Source organism: Luteibacter sp. 22Crub2.1 (genome assembly GCF_900167995.1).
In the GTDB taxonomy this organism is placed as follows: domain Bacteria; phylum Pseudomonadota; class Gammaproteobacteria; order Xanthomonadales; family Rhodanobacteraceae; genus Luteibacter; species Luteibacter mycovicinus.
Genome location: NZ_FUYT01000016.1, coordinates 28,801 through 46,952, shown reverse-complemented (window position 1 = coordinate 46,952; position 18,152 = coordinate 28,801). Strand labels below are relative to the sequence as shown.

Here is an 18,152-nt window from a genome sequence, read left to right as displayed (position 1 = left end):
CTCCTCAGTTCGCCACGCTCGACAGCGCGACATAGGGTTCTTCCTGCGCGGTCGGGCGGTTGGCCTTCCACGCGCGGACGATCGCACGCAGCGAGAAGAACAGCATGGTCAGCACCAGCAGCATGAACAGCGCGGTGAGGATCATGTCCACGCGGTTATTGGTGATGATGCGCTGCATTTCATCAGCGGTCTTCGCGGGTGCGAGCAGCTTGCCGGACGCGGCGGCGTCGGCGTACTTCTGCATGGCAGCCGTGAAGCTGATCTTCGCGTCGAACAGCTTCTGCCAGCCGGCGGTGAGCGTGCAGATCACCAGCCAGGCGGCGGGAACCGCGGGCACCAGCACATAGCGCTCGCGCTTCAGCTTCACCGTCACCACCGTTGCGAGCATCAGCGCGATCGCGGCCAGCATCTGGTTGGCGATGCCGAACAGCGGCCACAGCGTATTGATACCGCCGAGGGGGTCCACGGCGCCCTGATAGAGGAAGTAACCCCAGAGGCCGACGCAGATCACGGTGGCGACGACATTGCCCAGCCAGGAATCGGTCCGCTTGAGCGGCGCCCAGGCCATGCCGGCCAGTTCCTGGATCATGAAGCGGCCTACACGCGTGCCGGCATCGACGGTGGTGAGGATGAACAGCGCTTCGAACAGAATCGCGTAGTGGTACCAGAGCGCCATCATGCCTTCGCCGGGCATGATTCCGTGCAGCAGCTGGGCCATGCCTACGGCTAGGGTTGGCGCGCCGCCAGCGCGGCCGAGGATGGTGCTTTCACCGATGTTGCGTGCCGTGTCCGTCAGCTCGGCGGGAGTCACCGTGAAGCCCCAGCCGCTGATGGCCTGAGCGGCCGCTTCAGCGGTGGTGCCGACCAGGGCACCGGGGGAGTTCATGGCGAAGTACACCCCCGGGTGCAGCGACGACGCGGCGATCAGGGCCATGATGGCGACGAAGGCCTCCATCAGCATGCCGCCGTAGCCGACCATACGGGCCTCGCCCTCATTGGCCAGCAGCTTGGGCGTGGTACCCGACGCGATGATCGAGTGCCAGCCCGATACCGCTCCACAGGCGATCGTGATGAACAGGAATGGGAACAGGTTGCCGGCGAAGACGGGCCCGGAGCCGTCGATGAACTTGGTGACCGCCGGCATCTGCAGGGTCGGTGCGGCCAGGAAGATCGCGAGGGCGAGCAGGGCGATCGTGCCGATCTTGAGGAAGGTCGACAGGTAGTCGCGCGGTGCCAGCAGCAGCCAGACGGGCAGGACGGAGGCGAAGAAGCCGTACCCGATCAGCCACCAGGCCAGCGCCCTGGCGTCGTAGTCGAACAGGTTCGCCAGGGCCGGCGTATCGGCCACCGTCTTGCCGTACCAGATGGACGCCAGCAGCAGAACGAGGCCGATGATCGATACCTCGAGAATGCGTCCGGGTCGGACGTACCTCAGATAGAGACCCATCAGCAGGGCGATGGGGATGGTTGCCGCGACGGTGAACGTGCCCCAGGGGCTGTGCGTCAGTGCCTTGACCACGACCAGTGCGAGCACCGCCAGCACGATCATCATCAGGACCAGTACGCCGACCATGGCGATGACGCCGGGCACTTCACCCAACTCGGCACGAAGCATGTGGCCGAGGGAGCGGCCATCGCGACGCAGGGACAGTCCGAGGATCATGAAATCCTGGACGGCACCGGCGAAGACGACGCCGACCAGAATCCAGAGCGTGCCCGGCAGATAGCCCATCTGAGCCGCCAGAACGGGACCGACGAGGGGACCGGCACCGGCAATGGCGGCGAAGTGGTGTCCGAAGACCACCCACTTGTCGGTGGGGACATAGTCCAGCCCGTCATTGCGCAGCACGGACGGTGTCGCGCGGCTCGGGTCGAGCTGAAGCACCTTGTCGGCGATCAGGCGGCTGTAAAAACGGTAGCCGATCAGGAAAACGGCGATGGAAGCCGTTACCAGCCAGATCGCGTTGATAGGCTCGCCGCGTCGCAGGGCGACGACGCCGAGGCACCATGCGCCGACGATGGCGATGGCGGCCCACAGGATTTTCCCCGCGGGACTGGGTTTGGGAATGGCGCTTTGCATCGTTTGGGTGCTCCCCTTGCGGATGTGACAAGGGTCGTCCTGCCCGGGATGGGGGTCAATGTCCCAGGAGCGGTTCACGCATTAGCCATTGGTCGTATGGCTCCGTACCCGGGCGCGTGCTGCGGTGCGGCGACGGGAGGCTTGAGCCCGGCGCCGTCCGCCGCCATGCTTGAGGCAATCCCACTCCCCGGGCACGACCATGATCCGCGACATTCTCAAGATGGGTGACGAGCGCCTGCTGCGCGTGGCACCGCCCGTGCCCGATGCGATGATCGGTTCGCCCGAACTGGACTTGCTGATCCAGGACATGTTCGACACGATGCATGACGCAGGCGGCGTTGGCCTTGCCGCGCCGCAGATCGGCGTGGACCTGCAGCTGGTGATCTTCGGCTTCGATTCGAGCGAGCGCTATCCGGACGCGCCGCCGGTTCCGCAGACGATCCTTCTCAATCCGGTGATCACGCCCTTGTCCCAGGATATGGAAGAGGGCTGGGAAGGCTGCCTTTCGGTTCCCGGCCTGCGCGGGGCGGTGAATCGCTATTCGCTGATTCGCTATCAGGGCGTGGACCCCGGTGGTGCGCCGATCGATCGTACCGCCGAAGGCTTTCATGCCCGCGTGGTGCAGCATGAGTGTGATCATCTCATCGGTCGGCTGTATCCGTCGCGGATCACCGACTTTACGAAATTCGGCTTTACCGAGGTGCTTTTCCCCGGCATGGACGTCGGCGACGACTGAAGGCGTTCTGCTTTGAGATTCGCCGTATAGACGCCTATACGGCGAAATTACTTAAGTAATTTCTTGCCGGAATCTCGCGTGATACGTTTCAGGCCTGGCAGGACATGGCACGGCTGGCGAAGCTGCGGCGCTTATTCCGCTTCCGCGAGCGCCTCGACTATCACCAGCAACGCCTTGCGACGCTCCTTCGGAAGCCGGCTTACAAGACCGACAAGGCGTAGCTGCTCACGCGAATCCGCGCGGTAGAGAGCCGGGCTCTCGCGCACGCCGGTGGCGCCATTGGGGGAGCCGCGACCTGTCGCAAGCCATTCAAAGTTCACGCCAAATCGGGTCGCCATATCGATCTGGCGCTCGAGTTCGGGAAGGCCAAGATCGCTCAGCCACTTGCGTGCCGTCTCACGGCTGACATCGAAAAGATCGGCCAGCTGCGTGATGCGGCCGCGGCCTTTCTTCACGCCAGCCATGTCCAGCGCGACATGCAGGCGTTGGGAAAAACCTCGGTTCATAGGTGGCATGACAACTCCGGTAGAACGCGGTGGCGCCTTGAGCCCGGTATTGTTGGATAGCGTGCAGCGCGAGCGTAAGCCTTTTGCAGTTGCCAAGTCGTGCAATTTGCGACTGCATTTTGTTTTGCTTAGTGCTCGCGGTGCAAGTTGACCAACTTTCTCAAGTCATCAGCGGCGCGATGTGCTACGTCCGCAAAGTCCGGACCGCCGCTAGCGTAAAGGATGGCGCGCGAGGAAGAAATCATCAGTCCCGTGCCATCGGCGGTCTTTCCTTGCCTGAGAACCGCTTCCACGTCACCGCCCTGTGCTCCGATGCCCGGAACGAGGAGCGGCATGTCACCCACCGCCAAACGCACCCTGCCAAGCTCTTCCGGCCACGTCGCACCGGTCACGAGTGCACAATTGCCGTTTGTGTTCCACTCGCGGGCGATCGTTTCGGCGACGCGTATGTAAAGCGGCTGTCCGCCGCAATCGAGTGCCTGAAAATCTTTCCCACCCGGATTGGACGTACGGCAAAGCAGGATCACGCCCTTGTCCGCGCGTTCGAGGAACGGGGCGATCGAGTCGTGACCGAGGTATGGATTGAGCGTTACCGCATCGGCGTCGTAACGGTCGAAAGCCTCGGCGGCATAGTGTTTCGCCGTCGATCCGATGTCGCCACGCTTGGCGTCGAGAATGACGGGGATGCCTGGCTGGGTCGCGTGGATATGCGCGATGACGCGCTCCAGCGCATCCTCCGCGCGCTGCGCGGCGAAATGAGCGATCTGCGGCTTATAGGCGCAGACCAGGCCTGCCGTCGCATCGACGATGGCGCGGCAGAATTCGAAAATGCCTTCGTTGCCGGACAGCCCGGCCGGCAGGCGACCCGGCTCCGGGTCGAGGCCCACGCAGAGCAATGAATCGTTGCGACGCCAGGCGTCCTTCAGTGCGGTCATGAAGTTCATGGATGGCTTCGCTCGCTGAATTTGGGGGTGTTACAAGAGATTACTTAAGTAATTTTTTGTAACAGGTTCCGGCAGGAGCGCGCCCTGCGCGCGAAAGGCACTCTCGCGACGGGCCTTTCGCGCGCAGGGCGCGCTCCTACACAGGGTGACGACTTCGTCAGACCAGTTTCTTGTATTTGACGCGCTTCGGGCCGGCGTCATCACCGAAGCGACGCTTCTTGTCGGCTTCGTATTCGTTGTAGTTGCCCGGGAAGAACTCGACGTGCGAGTCGCCTTCGAACGCGATGATGTGTGTGGCGATGCGATCGAGGAACCAGCGGTCATGCGAGATGACCACGGCGCAGCCCGGGAATTCGAGCAGGGCGTCTTCGAGCGCGCGCAGGGTTTCCACGTCGAGATCGTTGGACGGCTCATCGAGCAGCAGCACGTTGCCACCCTGGAGCAGCGTCTTGGCCATGTGCAGGCGGCCACGCTCACCACCCGACAGCTGACCGACGATCTTCTGCTGGTCGGTGCCCTTGAAGTTGAAGCGACCGATGTACGAGCGTGACTGGATTTCGAAGTTGCCGATGGTGAGGATGTCCGAGCCGCCCGACACTTCCTGCCACACGTTGTTTTTCGGATCCAGGGCGTCGCGCGACTGGTCGACGTAGGCGAGCTTGACCGTATGGCCATGCTTGACCTCGCCCGAGTCCGGCTTTTCCAGGTTCATGATCATCTTCATGAGCGTGGACTTACCGGCGCCGTTCGGGCCGATGATGCCGACGATGGCGCCCGGCGGGATCTTGAACGACAGGTCTTCGATGAGCATGCGGTCGCCGAACGACTTGGTGACGTTCTTGAACTCGATGACCTCCTGACCCAGGCGCTCACCCGGCGGAATGAAGATTTCGTTCGTCTCGTTACGGCGCTGGTACTCGACCGAGTTCAGTTCCTCGAAGCGGTTGATACGCGCCTTGCCCTTGGACTGACGTCCCTTGGCTGCCGTGCGGATCCAGTCGAGTTCCTTCTGCAGGGCCTTCTGGCGCGACTTCTCCTGATTGGCTTCCTGCTTCAGGCGCTCGCCCTTCTGCTCGAGCCATTCGGTGTAGTTGCCCTTCCAGGGGATGCCGCGACCGCGATCGAGTTCGAGGATCCACTCGGCGGCGTTGTCGAGGAAGTAGCGGTCATGGGTGACCGCGACCACGGTGCCCGGGTAATCGTGCAGGAAGGTTTCGAGCCAGTCGACCGACTCGGCGTCGAGATGGTTGGTGGGCTCGTCGAGCAGAAGCATGTCCGGCTTGGACAGAAGCAGGCGGCACAGGGCGACGCGGCGCTTCTCACCGCCGGAGAGGGGGCCGACGAGGGCATCCCAGGGCGGCAGGCGCAGCGCGTCGGCAGCCACTTCGAGCTGGCGCTCGAGCGCATGCGCATCGTTGGCGGCGAGGATGCCTTCGAGGGCCTCCTGCTCCTTGGCGAGCTTGTCGAAGTCGGCGCCTTCTTCCGCGTAGGCCGCGTAGACCTCTTCGAGGCGCTTCTGGGCGTCCAGGACCTCGGAGACGCCTTCCTCGACCACTTCGCGTACGGTCTTGTTCGGGTCGAGGTCCGGCTCCTGCGCGAGATAGCCGATTTTCGTACCCGGGTTGGCGCGTGCTTCGCCCTGGAAGTCCTTGTCGACGCCGGCCATGATCCGCAGCACCGTCGACTTGCCCGAGCCGTTGATACCAAGCAGGCCGATCTTGGCGCCAGGGAAGAAGGACAGGGAAATGTCCTTGATGATGTGGCGTTTCGGGGGGACGATCTTGCTCACCCCATTCATGGTGTAGATGTATTGCATGCGGCCTCCGGAAGGCGCGGCCGCCTGCCCTCCGAGCTGGAGGGGGGCGTCGACGCGCGGGTACAAACTCCCATTATAGCGGGTCGCGGGAGGTGCCAGTGACGCCCCGGGGCGGGTCTGCGACCGGTTCCGGGAGCAGGGCGGATATTCCCGTAGGCCAGACGCCCGGCGGTTGTCCGTGGACCCACCGCGGCGGTCCGAGGCCGGTAACCTTCCGCTCCCCGGCGGGTCTTCCGCCCTCATTCAAGGACTGAATGCATGTTCCTCCCCGTCTTTCGCCCCGGCCCGTGCCTGCTGGCGGCTCTCCTCCTCGCCACGCCGTGTGCTTTCGCGCACGGGCCGGAACACCCGCTCCCGCCCGCCGCGCCCGCCGACGAGCCGGTGAGTGGCTTCGTCGAGGCGTTCGATAAGGCGGTGGCTGCCGGGCTGCCCGCCGACATCGCCGTGCCGGGCGACGTCCACCGCCCGCGCCGCGACGTCGCGGCGGCGCAGCTCGTCGTGCAGGATGCTCTGAATATCGAGGTAGACATTCCGGGGATGCCGGCCGGGCGCATGTATCGCGGTCTGTTCGGCGGGCGGGAGGCGGCGATCACCCGGATCGGCACTCAGGTCGATATCAGCGTGCCCGTCCGGGACGGCGTCGATGTCACGGGCTATACCGCAGGGAGTCCGGATGTGCTGCGGGAGCGTGTACGGAACCCCGACGCTCCCGCGGCCGGACGCCGTCCCGTCCCCCGGCCGCGTGACGAGTCGCACGTCATGCCGGGGTGGCCGTTCGACATGGACCCGCCGTTATCGTCCGAGCCGGCATCGCTGGGGCGCGGCGTCCGCGCCATCGAGGATCCGCTGGCCTATTCCCCTCATTTCTTCGTTCTGATTCACGACGATCTCGACGCCAGACCGCTGCATATCCATTCCGTGTTCGCCGCCTGGTGGCTTACGGAACTCGCGCGCAAGATTCTGCCGGCGGAGAACATCCGCATGTCCTACCGCTATCGGATACCCGGCGTCACCGACATGCCTTACGGCTACCCCGAGGCGCTGGACAACTGGCACGAGACCGTCAAGGCCTACGCCGAACTTTACGGCCTGGCCCATGGCAAGACCTACAAACACAAATACCTGCTCATGAGCCGCGACCGCCCGATGACGGATGCGTTCGGGGTGGCCTTCGAGGGTGGCAACGAGGCCATGGCGTCCACCGAAGGCCGGGTCAACATCGTGGCCCACGAGTTCGGTCACACCCTGGGCGCCGAGCACGGACTGGCCGAGCGACGTTACGAAGGCTGGTGGTGGTGCGTGACCAACATGGCGACAGGTACCGACGATCTCATCGGCGACTGCCACCGCTTTTCGTACGACAACGCCCGGCGCATCCGTTCATATCTCCGGCACGGTCCCGACCCGGAGGTGCTGGCCGAACGCAGCTTCTCCATGATCCTGAACTGAGCCGGTCAGGGTTCCAGGGCGCGCCTCACGTAGGCGCGAATCTGGTCGTCGTTGCGCCCGGAGTAGTAGCGGCAGCTGACGAAGCCGATGGTGTAGTCCTTCATGTTGGTCACGCACCAGCGGGTCTCGGCGTATTCGTGGCGCGCATCCAGCAGGTGACCGAATTCATGAGCCACGATGTGACGCGGCCCCCAGCCTGTGGCCATGGCCACCCCTCGCATGGCTTCGGACTCCCCGTACGTGCCTTCCTGCCTCCATCGGGTCGGTCTGTCACCGACGAAAAGCATGTATTTGGTCAGTCGATCGGGTCGTTCGCCCCGCGCCTCCGCGTACTTCCGCGCGTTGACCAGTAGCTCCCGATAGAGCGCCTCCGGCTTTGCATTCATGTAATCGAGATCGGTGATACCCGGTACGTTGGCCTGCAGGATGACCTTGATCGCGACGCCGGGCCGCACCGCCGTTTCCATATCCTTGATCCACCAGCCCAGGTACCAGTGATGGAACTTCGCATAGTCGGGCTCACCCGCGCGGTCGTGCAGGAAGATCCAGAAGCGCAACGCATCGGGCCCCGCCGGGTCGTCGTTCTCCGGCGGCGTCGGCGAGCGGTTCGCAAGGGCGGCGGCTCGCCGGGAACGCGCCAGCTTGCCTTCCGCGGGCTCGTCGACGGAAATATTCAGCGTCTCGCCAGTCCGGGAGAACACGGCGTCCTGGCCGGCGACGTTACCCGTATACAACGTGGCGTGATTGCCGTCCGGGAGCACCACGTCGGTGTTGAGGCGCCGGGCCACCAGCACCCGGCGGGCGGTCTGGCCGTCTTCGACCGGGAGGGAGAACGCCTGCGGGAGGCCGGCCGACACGTGCTTGTCGAAGGTGGTGACCCGGGCATCGGCGGTTGTGGCGCCCGCGTGCCACGCGGTGGCGAAGAGAATCAGGCTGACGGCGAGTCGGCCGGAGCAAGGCAGGTGCATCGATGCAGAATCCATTCTGTGTGGGGAAATGCGCACATAGCGCGGACAAACCTTACTTTGCGAGCGAAGGCGCACAGAGTCGGCGCCCGCCCCGGAGTCGGGCAGGGCGTGGCCCCGGCGATACGTAGGTGCGGGTCCCAATTGCCTTGAGACGGGGCGGCAGTGGCCGCAAATCGCCGCTACCGCTACACTTTCGGTCTTGTTTCCCCACCTGCCCCATGAGGTCGAGATGTTCCCGAAGGATGCAACGATCGCTGGCTATGACGACGAACTCGCCAGGGCCATCGCCGACGAGACCCGTCGCCAGGAAGATCACGTCGAGCTGATCGCCTCCGAGAACTATGCCAGCCCGCGCGTCATGGAGGCCCAGGGCTCGTCGCTGACCAACAAGTATGCCGAGGGGTATCCCGGTAAGCGCTACTACGGCGGCTGCGAATACGTGGACATCGCCGAGAAGCTGGCCATCGAGCGTCTGAAGGAGCTCTTCGGGGCGGACTACGCCAACGTGCAGCCGCATTCCGGCTCGCAGGCCAACCAGGCCGTGTACTTCGCGCTGCTGCAGCCGGGTGACACGATTCTCGGCATGAGCCTCGCCCACGGCGGTCACCTGACCCACGGTGCCAAGGTCAATTTCTCCGGCAAGATCTTCAACGCCGTGCAGTACGGCATCGACCCGGAGTCGGGCCTGGTCGACTACGACGAGATCGAGAAGCTCGCCGTCGAGCATAAGCCGAAGATGATCGTCGCCGGTTTCTCGGCCTATTCGCAGATCATGGACTGGGCGCGTTTCCGCGCGATCGCCGACAAGGTCGGTGCGTACCTGTTCGTCGACATGGCGCACATCGCCGGCCTCGTCGCCACGGGGCACTATCCGAGCCCGATCGACCATGCCCACGTCGTGACGTCCACCACGCACAAGACGCTTCGCGGTCCGCGCGGCGGCATCATCGTGGCGAAGGGTCTCGGCGAGGAGCTCGAGAAGAAGCTCCAGTCGATCGTCTTCCCGGGTATTCAGGGCGGTCCGCTGATGCACGTCATCGCGGCCAAGGCCGTGGCCTTCAAGGAAGCGCTCGAGCCCGAGTTCAAGGCGTACCAGGGCCAGGTCGTGAAGAACGCCAAGGCCATGGCGAAGACGCTGATCGAACGCGGCTACAAGGTGGTCTCCGGCGGTACCGAGAACCACCTGATGCTGGTCGACCTGATCGGCCGCGATGTCACCGGCAAGGACGCGGAAGCGGCCCTCGGCAAGGCGCACATCACGGTCAACAAGAATGCCGTACCTAACGACCCGCGCTCGCCGTTCGTCACCTCGGGCCTGCGCGTCGGTACGCCGGCGATCACCACCCGCGGCTATCTGGAAGCGGACACCATCGAGCTGACCCAGTGGATCTGCGACGTGCTGGACGCGCCTGGCGACGAGGCGGTCATCGCCTCGGTCCGCGAGAAGGTCACGGCGCAGTGCGCCAGGTTCCCGGTTTACGGCTGATCGATGCATTGTCCGTTCTGCCAGCATGAAGACACCCGCGTCATCGACTCCCGCCTCACCGAAGACGGGAGCACGGTGCGTCGCCGGCGCGAGTGTCCTCAGTGCGGCGAGCGGTTCAATACGTTCGAAACGGCGGAACTGAAGCTCCCGGCGATCGTCAAATCCGGCGATCGTCGCGAGCCGTTCGACGAACACAAGCTGCGCGTCAGCTTCGAGAGGGCGCTGCAGAAGCGGCCTGTCGCCAGCGATGCGGTGGATACCGCGGTGCGCGCGGTCATCAACGATCTGCGTCGGCTCGGCGAGCGCGAAGTCCCGTCGCGCCAGGTCGGCGAACTCGTGATGCGTGAGCTCAAACCCCTCGATCAGGTGGCCTACGTGCGCTTCGCGTCGGTCTATCGTCGGTTCGAGGACGTCCACGCGTTCCGCGAGGAAATCGAAAAGCTCGAGCGCGATCTGCCCTCGGTCGAAGGCCTGCAATTGCCGCTGCTGGATGCGGCCAGGCGCGGGCGCAAGAGCTGAGGATGTCGCGGCCGTTCTTCCCCGCCGTGGATCACGTCCACATGGCGCACGCGCTTCGGCTCGCCGGGCACGGGCTTGCCACCACCCAGCCGAATCCTCGCGTGGGCTGCGTCATCGCACGTGGCGACACCGTGCTCGGCACGGGCTGGCACCCGCGTGCCGGCGAGCCGCATGCGGAAATCTTCGCCCTGCACGAAGCCGGTGAGTCGGCACGTGGCGCGACGGCTTACGTGACCCTCGAGCCGTGCGCACATCACGGCCGCACGCCACCGTGCGCCGACGCGCTGATCGCCGCGGGTGTCGGTCGTGTGGTCATCGCGCACGAGGATCCCTTCGACAAGGTCGACGGCGAAGGCATCGAAAAACTGCGTGCGGCGGGCATCGGCGTGCAGGTCGGTCTGATGCGTGACGCCGCGCACGAACTCAACATCGGGTTTTTCAGCCGGATTCAGCGCGGTCGGCCGTGGGTGCGCGTCAAACTCGCCATGAGCCTCGACGGTCGCACGGCGCTCGCCGACGGCTCGTCGAAATGGATCACGGGCGAAGCGGCGCGCGCGGATGTGCAGCGCTGGCGCGCGCGCTCCTCGGCGATTCTGTCCGCCAGCGGCACCGTCCTCGCCGACGACCCGCAACTCACCGTCCGCCTGCCGGAAGGCCAGCCCTTCGTGCCTCCGCTGCGGGCCATCATCGATACCTCATTGCGTACGCCCGCCGGTGCGCGCGTGCTCGACGGGTCGGCGCCGACGGTTCTGTTCCATGCCGCGGATGCGGCGATTCCCGCGCATCTCGCCGACGTGCAGCGCGCGCCACTGCGTCGCGAAGCGTCGGGAGGCCTCGACCTGCGCACCGTGCTCCACTGGCTGGCGCTGCGTGACGTCAACGAGGTTCATGTGGAGGCGGGGCCGGTGCTTTGCGGTGCCTTGTTCGCCGCCGGGCTTGCCGACGAACTGCTCGTTTACGTCGCGCCGATCCTGCTGGGTCACACCGGGCGACCGATGCTCCACCTTCCGCCGCTCGACGACATGGCGTCGCGCTGGCGCCTGACCATGGTGGATCGTCGCCAGGTCGGTGACGACACGCGACTGCAGTTGCGCCCGACGTCATGACGTACGCGCGTGTTCGCTGGGGCATCATCGGCTGCGGCGCGGTGACCGAGGTGAAGAGCGGCCCCGCGTTCCAGAAAGTCCCCGATTCCTCGCTGGTCGCGGTGATGCGCCGTGATGGCGACAAGGCGCGCGATTATGCGCAGCGCCACGCTGTTCCTCGCTGGTATGACGACGCCGCGGCGCTCGTCGCCGATCCCGACGTCGACGCGGTTTACGTGGCGACACCGCCGTCGAGTCATCGCGACTATGCGTTGATGGCGATCGCGGCGGGCAAGCCGGTGTACGTCGAGAAGCCGATGGCGATCGATCGCACCGAATGCGACGCGATCATCGACGCGGGCAGGGCGGCCGGCGTACCGGTGTTCGTGGCCTACTACCGCCGCGCCCTTCCGCGCTTCCGGCGTATCGCCGGGCTGCTGCGTGAAGGCGCCATCGGCACGCCTCGGCTGGTCAACGTGGTCCTGCACCATCCGCTCGAAGCGCGCTACCGCGATCCGGAGAATCTGCCGTGGACAGTGCGTCCTGAAATTTCCGGGGGTGGCGTGTTCGTCGATATCGGCTGCCATACGCTGGACATCCTCGACTTCCTGCTCGGTCCCATCGTCGACGCGCGGGGCATGGCCACGAATCAGGCGAACGCTTATGCCGCGGAAGACACCGTCGCGATGGCGTTCCGTTTCGACAGCGGGGTGCTCGGCACGGGCGTGTGGAATTTCTGTGCCGATCGCCGCGAGGACCGCGTCGAGATCGTCGGTGACCGCGGTCGCCTGATCTTCGCCACCTTCGGCGACGGGCCGGTCGTGCTCGAGTCGGACGGGCGCCGCGAAGACATCCACATCGACAATCCCGAACACATCCAGCAGCCACTGATCGCATCGATCGTGGCGGAGCTGACGGGGAAGGGCGTCTGCCCGTCCACCGCGGAGAGCGGCGCGCGCACCAGCTGGGTCATGGATCAGGTGCTCCGACCCGCTCGCGGCTGATCCGGCCCGGCGGAAGCTTGTATTCGCTGCGTTCGATGCCCATCTCGCTCAGGGCGAGGGATGGCGGCATGCTATTCTCTCGCCTCCACAGCGTCTTCAGGGCGGGGCGAAACTCCCCACCGGCGGTAGGTTTCCGTAAGGAAACGAGCCCGCGAGCGCTCCCGGTGTCATGCCGGGAGGTCAGCAGATCCGGTTCGATGCCGGAGCCGACGGTTACAGTCCGGATGAAAGAAGACGGCGGTCGCACGTTCCCCAGGGAGCGAGCGGCGCCATGCGCCTTGGGGCGTTTTTCGCTCACCACCGCGGGAAACGTTTCATGAAAAACCGACTCTCCATCGCCGCCTCCATCCACGGAGGTCGCTGACATGTTCACCGGCATCATCCAGGCCGTCGGCCGCATCGCGCGGCTGGAGCCGCGTGGCGGTGACGTCCGTCTCGTCGTCGATACCGCTTCCCTCGACATGTCCGATGTCGCCCTCGGCGACAGCATCGCCGTGTCCGGCGTGTGCCTCACCGTGATCGAGTTCGACGCGAAGCACTTTGCCGCCGACGTCTCCAACGAGACCCTCGCACACACCACGCTGGGCCAGCACAAGGCCGGCGACCCGGTGAACCTCGAGAAGGCGCTGCGCCTGGCCGACCGCCTCGGCGGTCACCTGGTCTCCGGTCACGTGGATGGCGCCGGCAAGGTCGTCTCCGTCGTCCCGGACGGGCGTTCTCAGCGCTGGACCTTCGAAGTGCCGGCCGACCTCGCTCGCTACATCGCGCACAAGGGTTCGGTTTGCATCGACGGCACCAGCCTCACGGTGAATGAAGTGAGCGGTCACCGTTTCGGGGTGAACCTCATCCCCCATACCGTCGAACATACGGCGTTCTCGGATCGCCGTCCCGGCGACGCCGTGAACATCGAGGTCGACGTGGTCGCCCGTTACGTCGAGCGCCTGCTCGCCAGTGGCGATGCCCCGCGCCTCGACGAGGCCTTTCTGAAACAGCACGGTTTCGCCTGAGGAATCCCGGCATGTCTTTCCATACCATTCCCGAGATCCTCGAGGATCTTCGTCAGGGGCGCATGGTCGTCATCCTCGACGACGAAGACCGTGAGAACGAAGGCGATATCGTGATGGCCGCCGAGAAGGTCCGTCCCGAGGACGTCAACTTCATGGTCCGCGAGGCCCGTGGGCTGCTCTGCCTCACCCTCACGGAGCGGCATACCCGCCAGCTGGGCCTGAAGCCGATGGTCAGCGACAACACGTCGCCCTACCACACCAACTTCACCGTCTCGATCGAGGCCGCGGAAGGCGTCACCACCGGCATCTCGGCCCAGGACCGCGCGCACACGATCCGCGTGGCCGCCGCGAAGGATGCCAAACCGGCGGACATCACCATGCCCGGCCACATCTTTCCGCTCACGGCACAGGCCGGTGGTGTCCTGAGCCGCGCCGGCCACACCGAAGCGGGTTGCGATCTCGCCGCGCTGGCCGGACTCGAGCCATCGTCGGTGCTGATCGAGATCCTCCACGACGACGGTTCGATGGCGCGCCGTCCCGAACTGGAGATCTTCGCCGCGAAGCACGGGCTGAAGATCGGCACCATCGCCGACCTCATCCGCTACCGCCTGGAAACCGAGAAGACGGTCGAGCGTGTGCACGAAGAAGATGTCGACACGGAGTTCGGTGCTTTCCGCCTGGTTGCTTTCCGCGATGCGATTCGTGACGGTCTGCACTTCGCGCTGGTGCGCGGCGACGTCGCCGATGGCGAGCCGGTGCTGACCCGGGTCCATGTCCGCAACACCTTGTCGGATGTGCTTCACCTGAAGCGGGACGACCTCGGCCAGACGGTCACCGATGCCTTGCGTCGCATCGACGAGGCGGACCGTGGCGTCCTCGTGGTCCTTTCCGGTGGCGACACGGCCGAGTCCTTGCTCGGCCGGCTCAAGCGGGACGTCGCGCCGACGCCCGCCCCTGGGGACGATCAGGAATGGCGACAGCTGGGCCTCGGTGCGCAGATCCTGGCGGACCTGGGGGTCAGACAACTGCGTGTCATGGGGACCCCGCGTCGCTTCGTCGGCATCGCGGGTTTCGGGCTCGAGGTGGTGGAACAGGCAGGCTGAGCCCGGCGGGTTGCCATCCCGCCGCCTACCCCTTATTGCTAGGCAGTCCCTGGCAGACCACGCAGACTCCATGCCCCAGACCTACGACATCCGTCTCATCGCCCCGTCCGGCTACCCGCAATCCGCTGAAGCCATGCAGCGAGGCATCGCCCGCCTCGAGGCCGCAGGTCATCGGGTGAGTGGTCTGGAGGTCCTCTCGCGACGCGAACTCCGGTTCGCGGGCAGCGACGCCCAGCGCGCCGCGGACATCAACGCGCTCGCCGATCCGTCGCGGGAGCTGCCGGATATCGCGCTTGCCATCCGTGGCGGCTACGGTGCGCATCCCATCCTTCCCCTGCTCGACTACGACGGCCTGGCAAGGCGGCTGCGCGACGCACCCATCGCCCTGGTGGGGCAGAGCGATTTCACCGCCGTGCAATGCGCTCTCTATGCGAAGTCCGGCCTGATCACGCTCGGGGGCCCCATGCTCGGCGGCGATTTCGGGGCGTTGCATCTCGACGAACTGACCTGGAAAAGCTTCTGGCAGACGCTCTCCTCGGCGGAGGGCTCGGCGACGTGGGCCGCGCCGGCAACCGTCGACCTCGCCGTCGAAGGTCCGGTCTGGGGCGGCAACCTGGCGATGCTCGCCAGCCTGGTGGGTACGCCTTACTTCCCCGCCATCGAAGGCGGCATCCTGGTGGTCGAGGATCTGGCCGAGCCGCCTTATCGCGTGGAGCGCATGCTTTATCAGCTGCTCCATGCCGGTGTCCTGCGTCGACAGGCCGCCCTGGTCATGGGCGACTTCATCAACTACCGCGTGACCGAATACGACAACGGCTATGACGTCGATGTCGCCTTCGACCGGATCGCCGCTGCCAGCGGCATACCAGTGGTGCGCGGCCTGCCTTTCGGCCATGGGCCGAGCAAGTTCACCCTGCCTTTCGGCGCCCCGGCACGGCTTCGCGTCGCCGCCGGTGAGGCCGCTCTCACGTTTACCGGCCACCCCCGGCCGAAAACCCCGTAAAATACCCGGCCGCGCGGCGGCCGATCCGCCACAGGACAACCGAACATGAAGATCATCGAAGGCGATTTCGCCACCCCCAAGGGCCGTTTCGCCATCGTCGCGGGCCGTTTCAACAGCTTCGTCGTCGAGCCGCTGATCCAGGGCGCGCGTGACACCCTCGTCCGTCATGGCGTGAACGACGACGCGATCGACCTCATCCGCGTTCCTGGCGCCTGGGAAATCGCTCAGGCTGCCTATAAGGTGGCCGGCGCCGGCAACTACGCCGCGGTGATCGGCCTGGGCGCGGTCATCCGCGGTTCCACGCCGCACTTCGACTACGTGGCCGGCGAAGCCGCCAAGGGTCTCGGTCAGGCCGCCTATGCGTCCGGCGTACCGGTGTCGTTCGGCGTGCTGACCACCGACAGCATCGAGCAGGCCATCGAACGCGCCGGCACCAAGGCCGGAAACAAGGGCAGCGACGCGGCCATGGTTGCGATCGAAATGGCCAACCTCTACACGAAGCTGGGTAAATGAACACTCCTCCTCACGGTATCGACCTCGCCGCGCGTTCGCGCGCACGTCGCCGCGCGCTGCAGGCGCTGTATGCCTGGCAGGTGGGTGGCTCGAAAATGGGCAGCGTGATCGAGCAGTTCCGCCACGAGCAGGACATGGTCGTCGCCGATCTCGAGTACTTCGAGGACATCCTGCGCGGCGTCGAGAAGCACGTGAAGGAACTGGACGACGGCATCAAGCCGTTCGTCGACCGTGAGGTGTCGCAGATCGATCCCATCGAACTGTCGGCCCTGCGCATGGGCGCCTACGAGCTGAAATACCGTCCGGACGTGCCGTATCGCGTGGTGATCAACGAAGCGGTTGAAGCCACCAAGCGGTTCGGCGCCGATCACGGCCACAGCTATGTGAACGGTGTTCTCGACAAACTCGCGACGCACTGGCGTACGGCCGAGAAGCGATCCTGAGCGGACCGCGAATCCTCGCGGGACAAGGAACCTGCATGGAATTCGACCTGATCGATCGTATCCGTCGTCACACGAGCGTCCATCGCGACGATGTGGTGACCGGCATCGGTGACGATGCCGCCGTGGTGGCGGTACCAGCCGGACGTGAGCTCGCGATCGCCGTGGACACCCTCGTCGAGGGTGTCCACTTTCCCGTCGGCACGTCCGCTTCCGATATCGGCTGGAAAGCGCTGGCCGTCAATCTGTCGGATCTGGCGGCCATGGGCGCCACGCCCGCGTGGGCGTTGCTCGCGCTGACGACGCCCGATGGCGATGAAGCCTTTTTCGACGGCCTCGCGCAGGGCTTCGCCGAACTGGCGACGCCTTATCGGCTCGCCCTGATCGGTGGCGACACCACGCGCGGCCCGCTTACCGTCACCGTTGCCGCGCATGGCTTTACCGCACCGGGCGAGGCGCTGCTCCGGTCGGGTGCGCGCGTCGGCGACGTGGTGATGGTTACCGGGACGCTCGGTGACGCGGCCGCGGGTCTGCGTTGCCTCGATGAAGCCGACACGACGCCTTACGCCGCCATGATCGAGCGACTGAATCGCCCTGTGCCGCGTGTTGCGGCAGGGCAGGCGCTGCGTGGCGTGGCAACGGCGTGCATCGACGTCTCGGACGGCCTGGTCGCCGACCTTGGCCACATCTGCACGGCGAGCAACGTGGGCGCGTCCATCGATGCCGCGCTGCTGCCCCGATCGTCGGCGTTGCTGACGCACTTCGCCGAGGCCGACGCACAGGATTTCGCTCTGAGCGGTGGCGACGACTACGAGCTGTGTTTCACCGTACCAGCCGACAAGGCGGCCGAAGTCGGCGCCGTGCTGTCGCGGCTGGGTTGTGGCGCGACACGCATCGGCCGCATCGTCGAAGGTGCCGGCGTGCGCGTGGTCGATGCGGCAGGTGAAACCCTCATGCCCGCTCGCAGCGGCTGGAATCACTTCGCGGCATGAGCACGAAGTACGTCCTCGATCCTGCCGATCGTCGTCGCCTGCTGGCCTCGCCGTGGGGCTGGATCGCCTGCGGTTTCGGCTCAGGGCTGGCACCGAAGGCGCAGGGGACGTTCGGTTCGCTGGCGGCGATCGTTCCGTGGCTGTTGCTGCGGGAGCTGTCCGTGCCGGCCTGGCTCGTCATCATCGCCCTGTCGTTCGCGCTGGGCGTATGGGCCTGCGAAGTCGCCGGGCGCCTCCTTGGCGTGGCCGATCATCGCAGCCTCGTCTGGGATGAATTCGTCGGGCAATGGATCGCCTTGCTGCCTGCGCTGCTTGCACCGTGGTGGGCCGTGGCTGCCGGATTCCTCCTGTTCCGTCTGTTCGACGTGTGGAAGCCATGGCCGATCGCCTGGTTCGACCGCCGCGTGAAAGGCGGCTTCGGTGTCATGCTCGATGACGTTATCGCCGGTATCTTCGCCGGTATCGTGCTGTTGTCGATCCTTCACTTCGTTCGTTAGGAAC

18 protein-coding genes and 1 riboswitch are annotated in these 18,152 nt (G+C 65.6%); of the genes, 13 read left to right on the top strand and 5 right to left on the bottom strand.

The features are described from left to right. Window positions 1-4 precede the first annotated feature (4 nt). Entirely contained in the window at window positions 5-2,080 is a 2,076-nt protein-coding gene (locus B5X73_RS16655; RefSeq protein ID WP_036110758.1) for a carbon starvation CstA family protein, read from the bottom strand. 199 nt (window positions 2,081-2,279) lie between these two features. Here B5X73_RS16655 and def point away from each other — a divergent pair, with 199 nt between their 5' ends. Beyond that, window positions 2,280-2,816: a peptide deformylase gene (def, locus tag B5X73_RS16650; RefSeq protein ID WP_079522611.1), complete on the top strand. Its 537-nt coding sequence runs from the start codon at window positions 2,280-2,282 to the stop codon at window positions 2,814-2,816. Window positions 2,817-2,947: 131 nt separating this feature from the next. Here the strand turns inward: def and B5X73_RS16645 are convergent, their stop codons facing one another. The 3 genes from B5X73_RS16645 to ettA all read right to left on the bottom strand — a co-directional run bounded on the left by B5X73_RS16645 (window position 2,948) and on the right by ettA (window position 6,082). After that, a complete protein-coding gene (locus B5X73_RS16645; RefSeq protein ID WP_036110760.1) occupies window positions 2,948-3,331 on the bottom strand; it encodes a hypothetical protein in 384 nt (127 codons plus the stop codon). A 119-nt stretch (window positions 3,332-3,450) separates the two neighbouring features. Then, on the bottom strand, window positions 3,451-4,266 hold the full coding sequence (gene pyrF / locus B5X73_RS16640; RefSeq protein WP_036110764.1) for an orotidine-5'-phosphate decarboxylase: 816 nt from the start codon (window positions 4,264-4,266) through the stop codon (window positions 3,451-3,453). Window positions 4,267-4,423: 157 nt separating this feature from the next. Further along, the gene (ettA, locus tag B5X73_RS16635) at window positions 4,424-6,082 is read right to left on the bottom strand and encodes an energy-dependent translational throttle protein EttA (protein ID WP_036110767.1); all 1,659 of its coding nucleotides are present in this window, start codon (window positions 6,080-6,082) and stop codon (window positions 4,424-4,426) included. Window positions 6,083-6,340: 258 nt separating this feature from the next. Between ettA and B5X73_RS16630 the strand changes: the two genes are divergently transcribed. Beyond that, entirely contained in the window at window positions 6,341-7,531 is a 1,191-nt protein-coding gene (locus B5X73_RS16630; RefSeq protein ID WP_079522610.1) for a hypothetical protein, read from the top strand. A gap of 5 nt (window positions 7,532-7,536) precedes the next feature. Here the strand turns inward: B5X73_RS16630 and B5X73_RS16625 are convergent, their stop codons facing one another. Next, window positions 7,537-8,499: a hypothetical protein gene (locus B5X73_RS16625; RefSeq protein ID WP_079522609.1), complete on the bottom strand. Its 963-nt coding sequence runs from the start codon at window positions 8,497-8,499 to the stop codon at window positions 7,537-7,539. Window positions 8,500-8,728: 229 nt separating this feature from the next. Between B5X73_RS16625 and glyA the strand changes: the two genes are divergently transcribed. From glyA to B5X73_RS16570, 11 genes are all read left to right on the top strand, one after another. Continuing rightward, the gene (gene glyA, locus B5X73_RS16620) at window positions 8,729-9,985 is read left to right on the top strand and encodes a serine hydroxymethyltransferase (protein WP_079522608.1); all 1,257 of its coding nucleotides are present in this window, start codon (window positions 8,729-8,731) and stop codon (window positions 9,983-9,985) included. A gap of 3 nt (window positions 9,986-9,988) precedes the next feature. Continuing rightward, entirely contained in the window at window positions 9,989-10,504 is a 516-nt protein-coding gene (gene nrdR, locus B5X73_RS16615) for a transcriptional regulator NrdR (RefSeq protein ID WP_079522607.1), read from the top strand. A 41-nt stretch (window positions 10,505-10,545) separates the two neighbouring features. After that, entirely contained in the window at window positions 10,546-11,610 is a 1,065-nt protein-coding gene (ribD, locus tag B5X73_RS16610; protein WP_079522662.1) for a bifunctional diaminohydroxyphosphoribosylaminopyrimidine deaminase/5-amino-6-(5-phosphoribosylamino)uracil reductase RibD, read from the top strand. Then, window positions 11,607-12,593 (top strand): Gfo/Idh/MocA family protein, encoded by a 987-nt coding sequence (locus tag B5X73_RS16605; protein WP_036110773.1) that lies wholly within the window; start codon window positions 11,607-11,609, stop codon window positions 12,591-12,593. The genes ribD and B5X73_RS16605 overlap by 4 nt, the downstream gene beginning before the upstream one ends. An 88-nt stretch (window positions 12,594-12,681) precedes the next feature. Beyond that, window positions 12,682-12,833, top strand: a riboswitch (FMN riboswitch). A 125-nt stretch (window positions 12,834-12,958) separates the two neighbouring features. Next, window positions 12,959-13,600, top strand: coding sequence for a riboflavin synthase (locus B5X73_RS16600; RefSeq protein WP_036110775.1), 642 nt, complete (start codon window positions 12,959-12,961; stop codon window positions 13,598-13,600). 11 nt (window positions 13,601-13,611) lie between these two features. Continuing rightward, window positions 13,612-14,703, top strand: coding sequence for a 3,4-dihydroxy-2-butanone-4-phosphate synthase (ribB, locus tag B5X73_RS16595; RefSeq protein ID WP_079522606.1), 1,092 nt, complete (start codon window positions 13,612-13,614; stop codon window positions 14,701-14,703). A gap of 70 nt (window positions 14,704-14,773) precedes the next feature. Continuing rightward, window positions 14,774-15,706 (top strand): muramoyltetrapeptide carboxypeptidase, encoded by a 933-nt coding sequence (gene ldcA / locus B5X73_RS16590; RefSeq protein ID WP_079522605.1) that lies wholly within the window; start codon window positions 14,774-14,776, stop codon window positions 15,704-15,706. A gap of 45 nt (window positions 15,707-15,751) precedes the next feature. Beyond that, window positions 15,752-16,219, top strand: a complete 468-nt coding sequence (ribE, locus tag B5X73_RS16585) for a 6,7-dimethyl-8-ribityllumazine synthase (protein ID WP_036110782.1) — start codon at window positions 15,752-15,754, stop codon at window positions 16,217-16,219. Further along, window positions 16,216-16,662: a transcription antitermination factor NusB gene (gene nusB / locus B5X73_RS16580; RefSeq protein ID WP_036110783.1), complete on the top strand. Its 447-nt coding sequence runs from the start codon at window positions 16,216-16,218 to the stop codon at window positions 16,660-16,662. The genes ribE and nusB overlap by 4 nt, the downstream gene beginning before the upstream one ends. Window positions 16,663-16,697: 35 nt before the next feature. Next, window positions 16,698-17,651: a thiamine-phosphate kinase gene (gene thiL / locus B5X73_RS16575; protein WP_079522604.1), complete on the top strand. Its 954-nt coding sequence runs from the start codon at window positions 16,698-16,700 to the stop codon at window positions 17,649-17,651. Then, window positions 17,648-18,148, top strand: a complete 501-nt coding sequence (locus B5X73_RS16570) for a phosphatidylglycerophosphatase A family protein (protein ID WP_079522603.1) — start codon at window positions 17,648-17,650, stop codon at window positions 18,146-18,148. The genes thiL and B5X73_RS16570 overlap by 4 nt, the downstream gene beginning before the upstream one ends. Window positions 18,149-18,152: the final 4 nt, after the last annotated feature.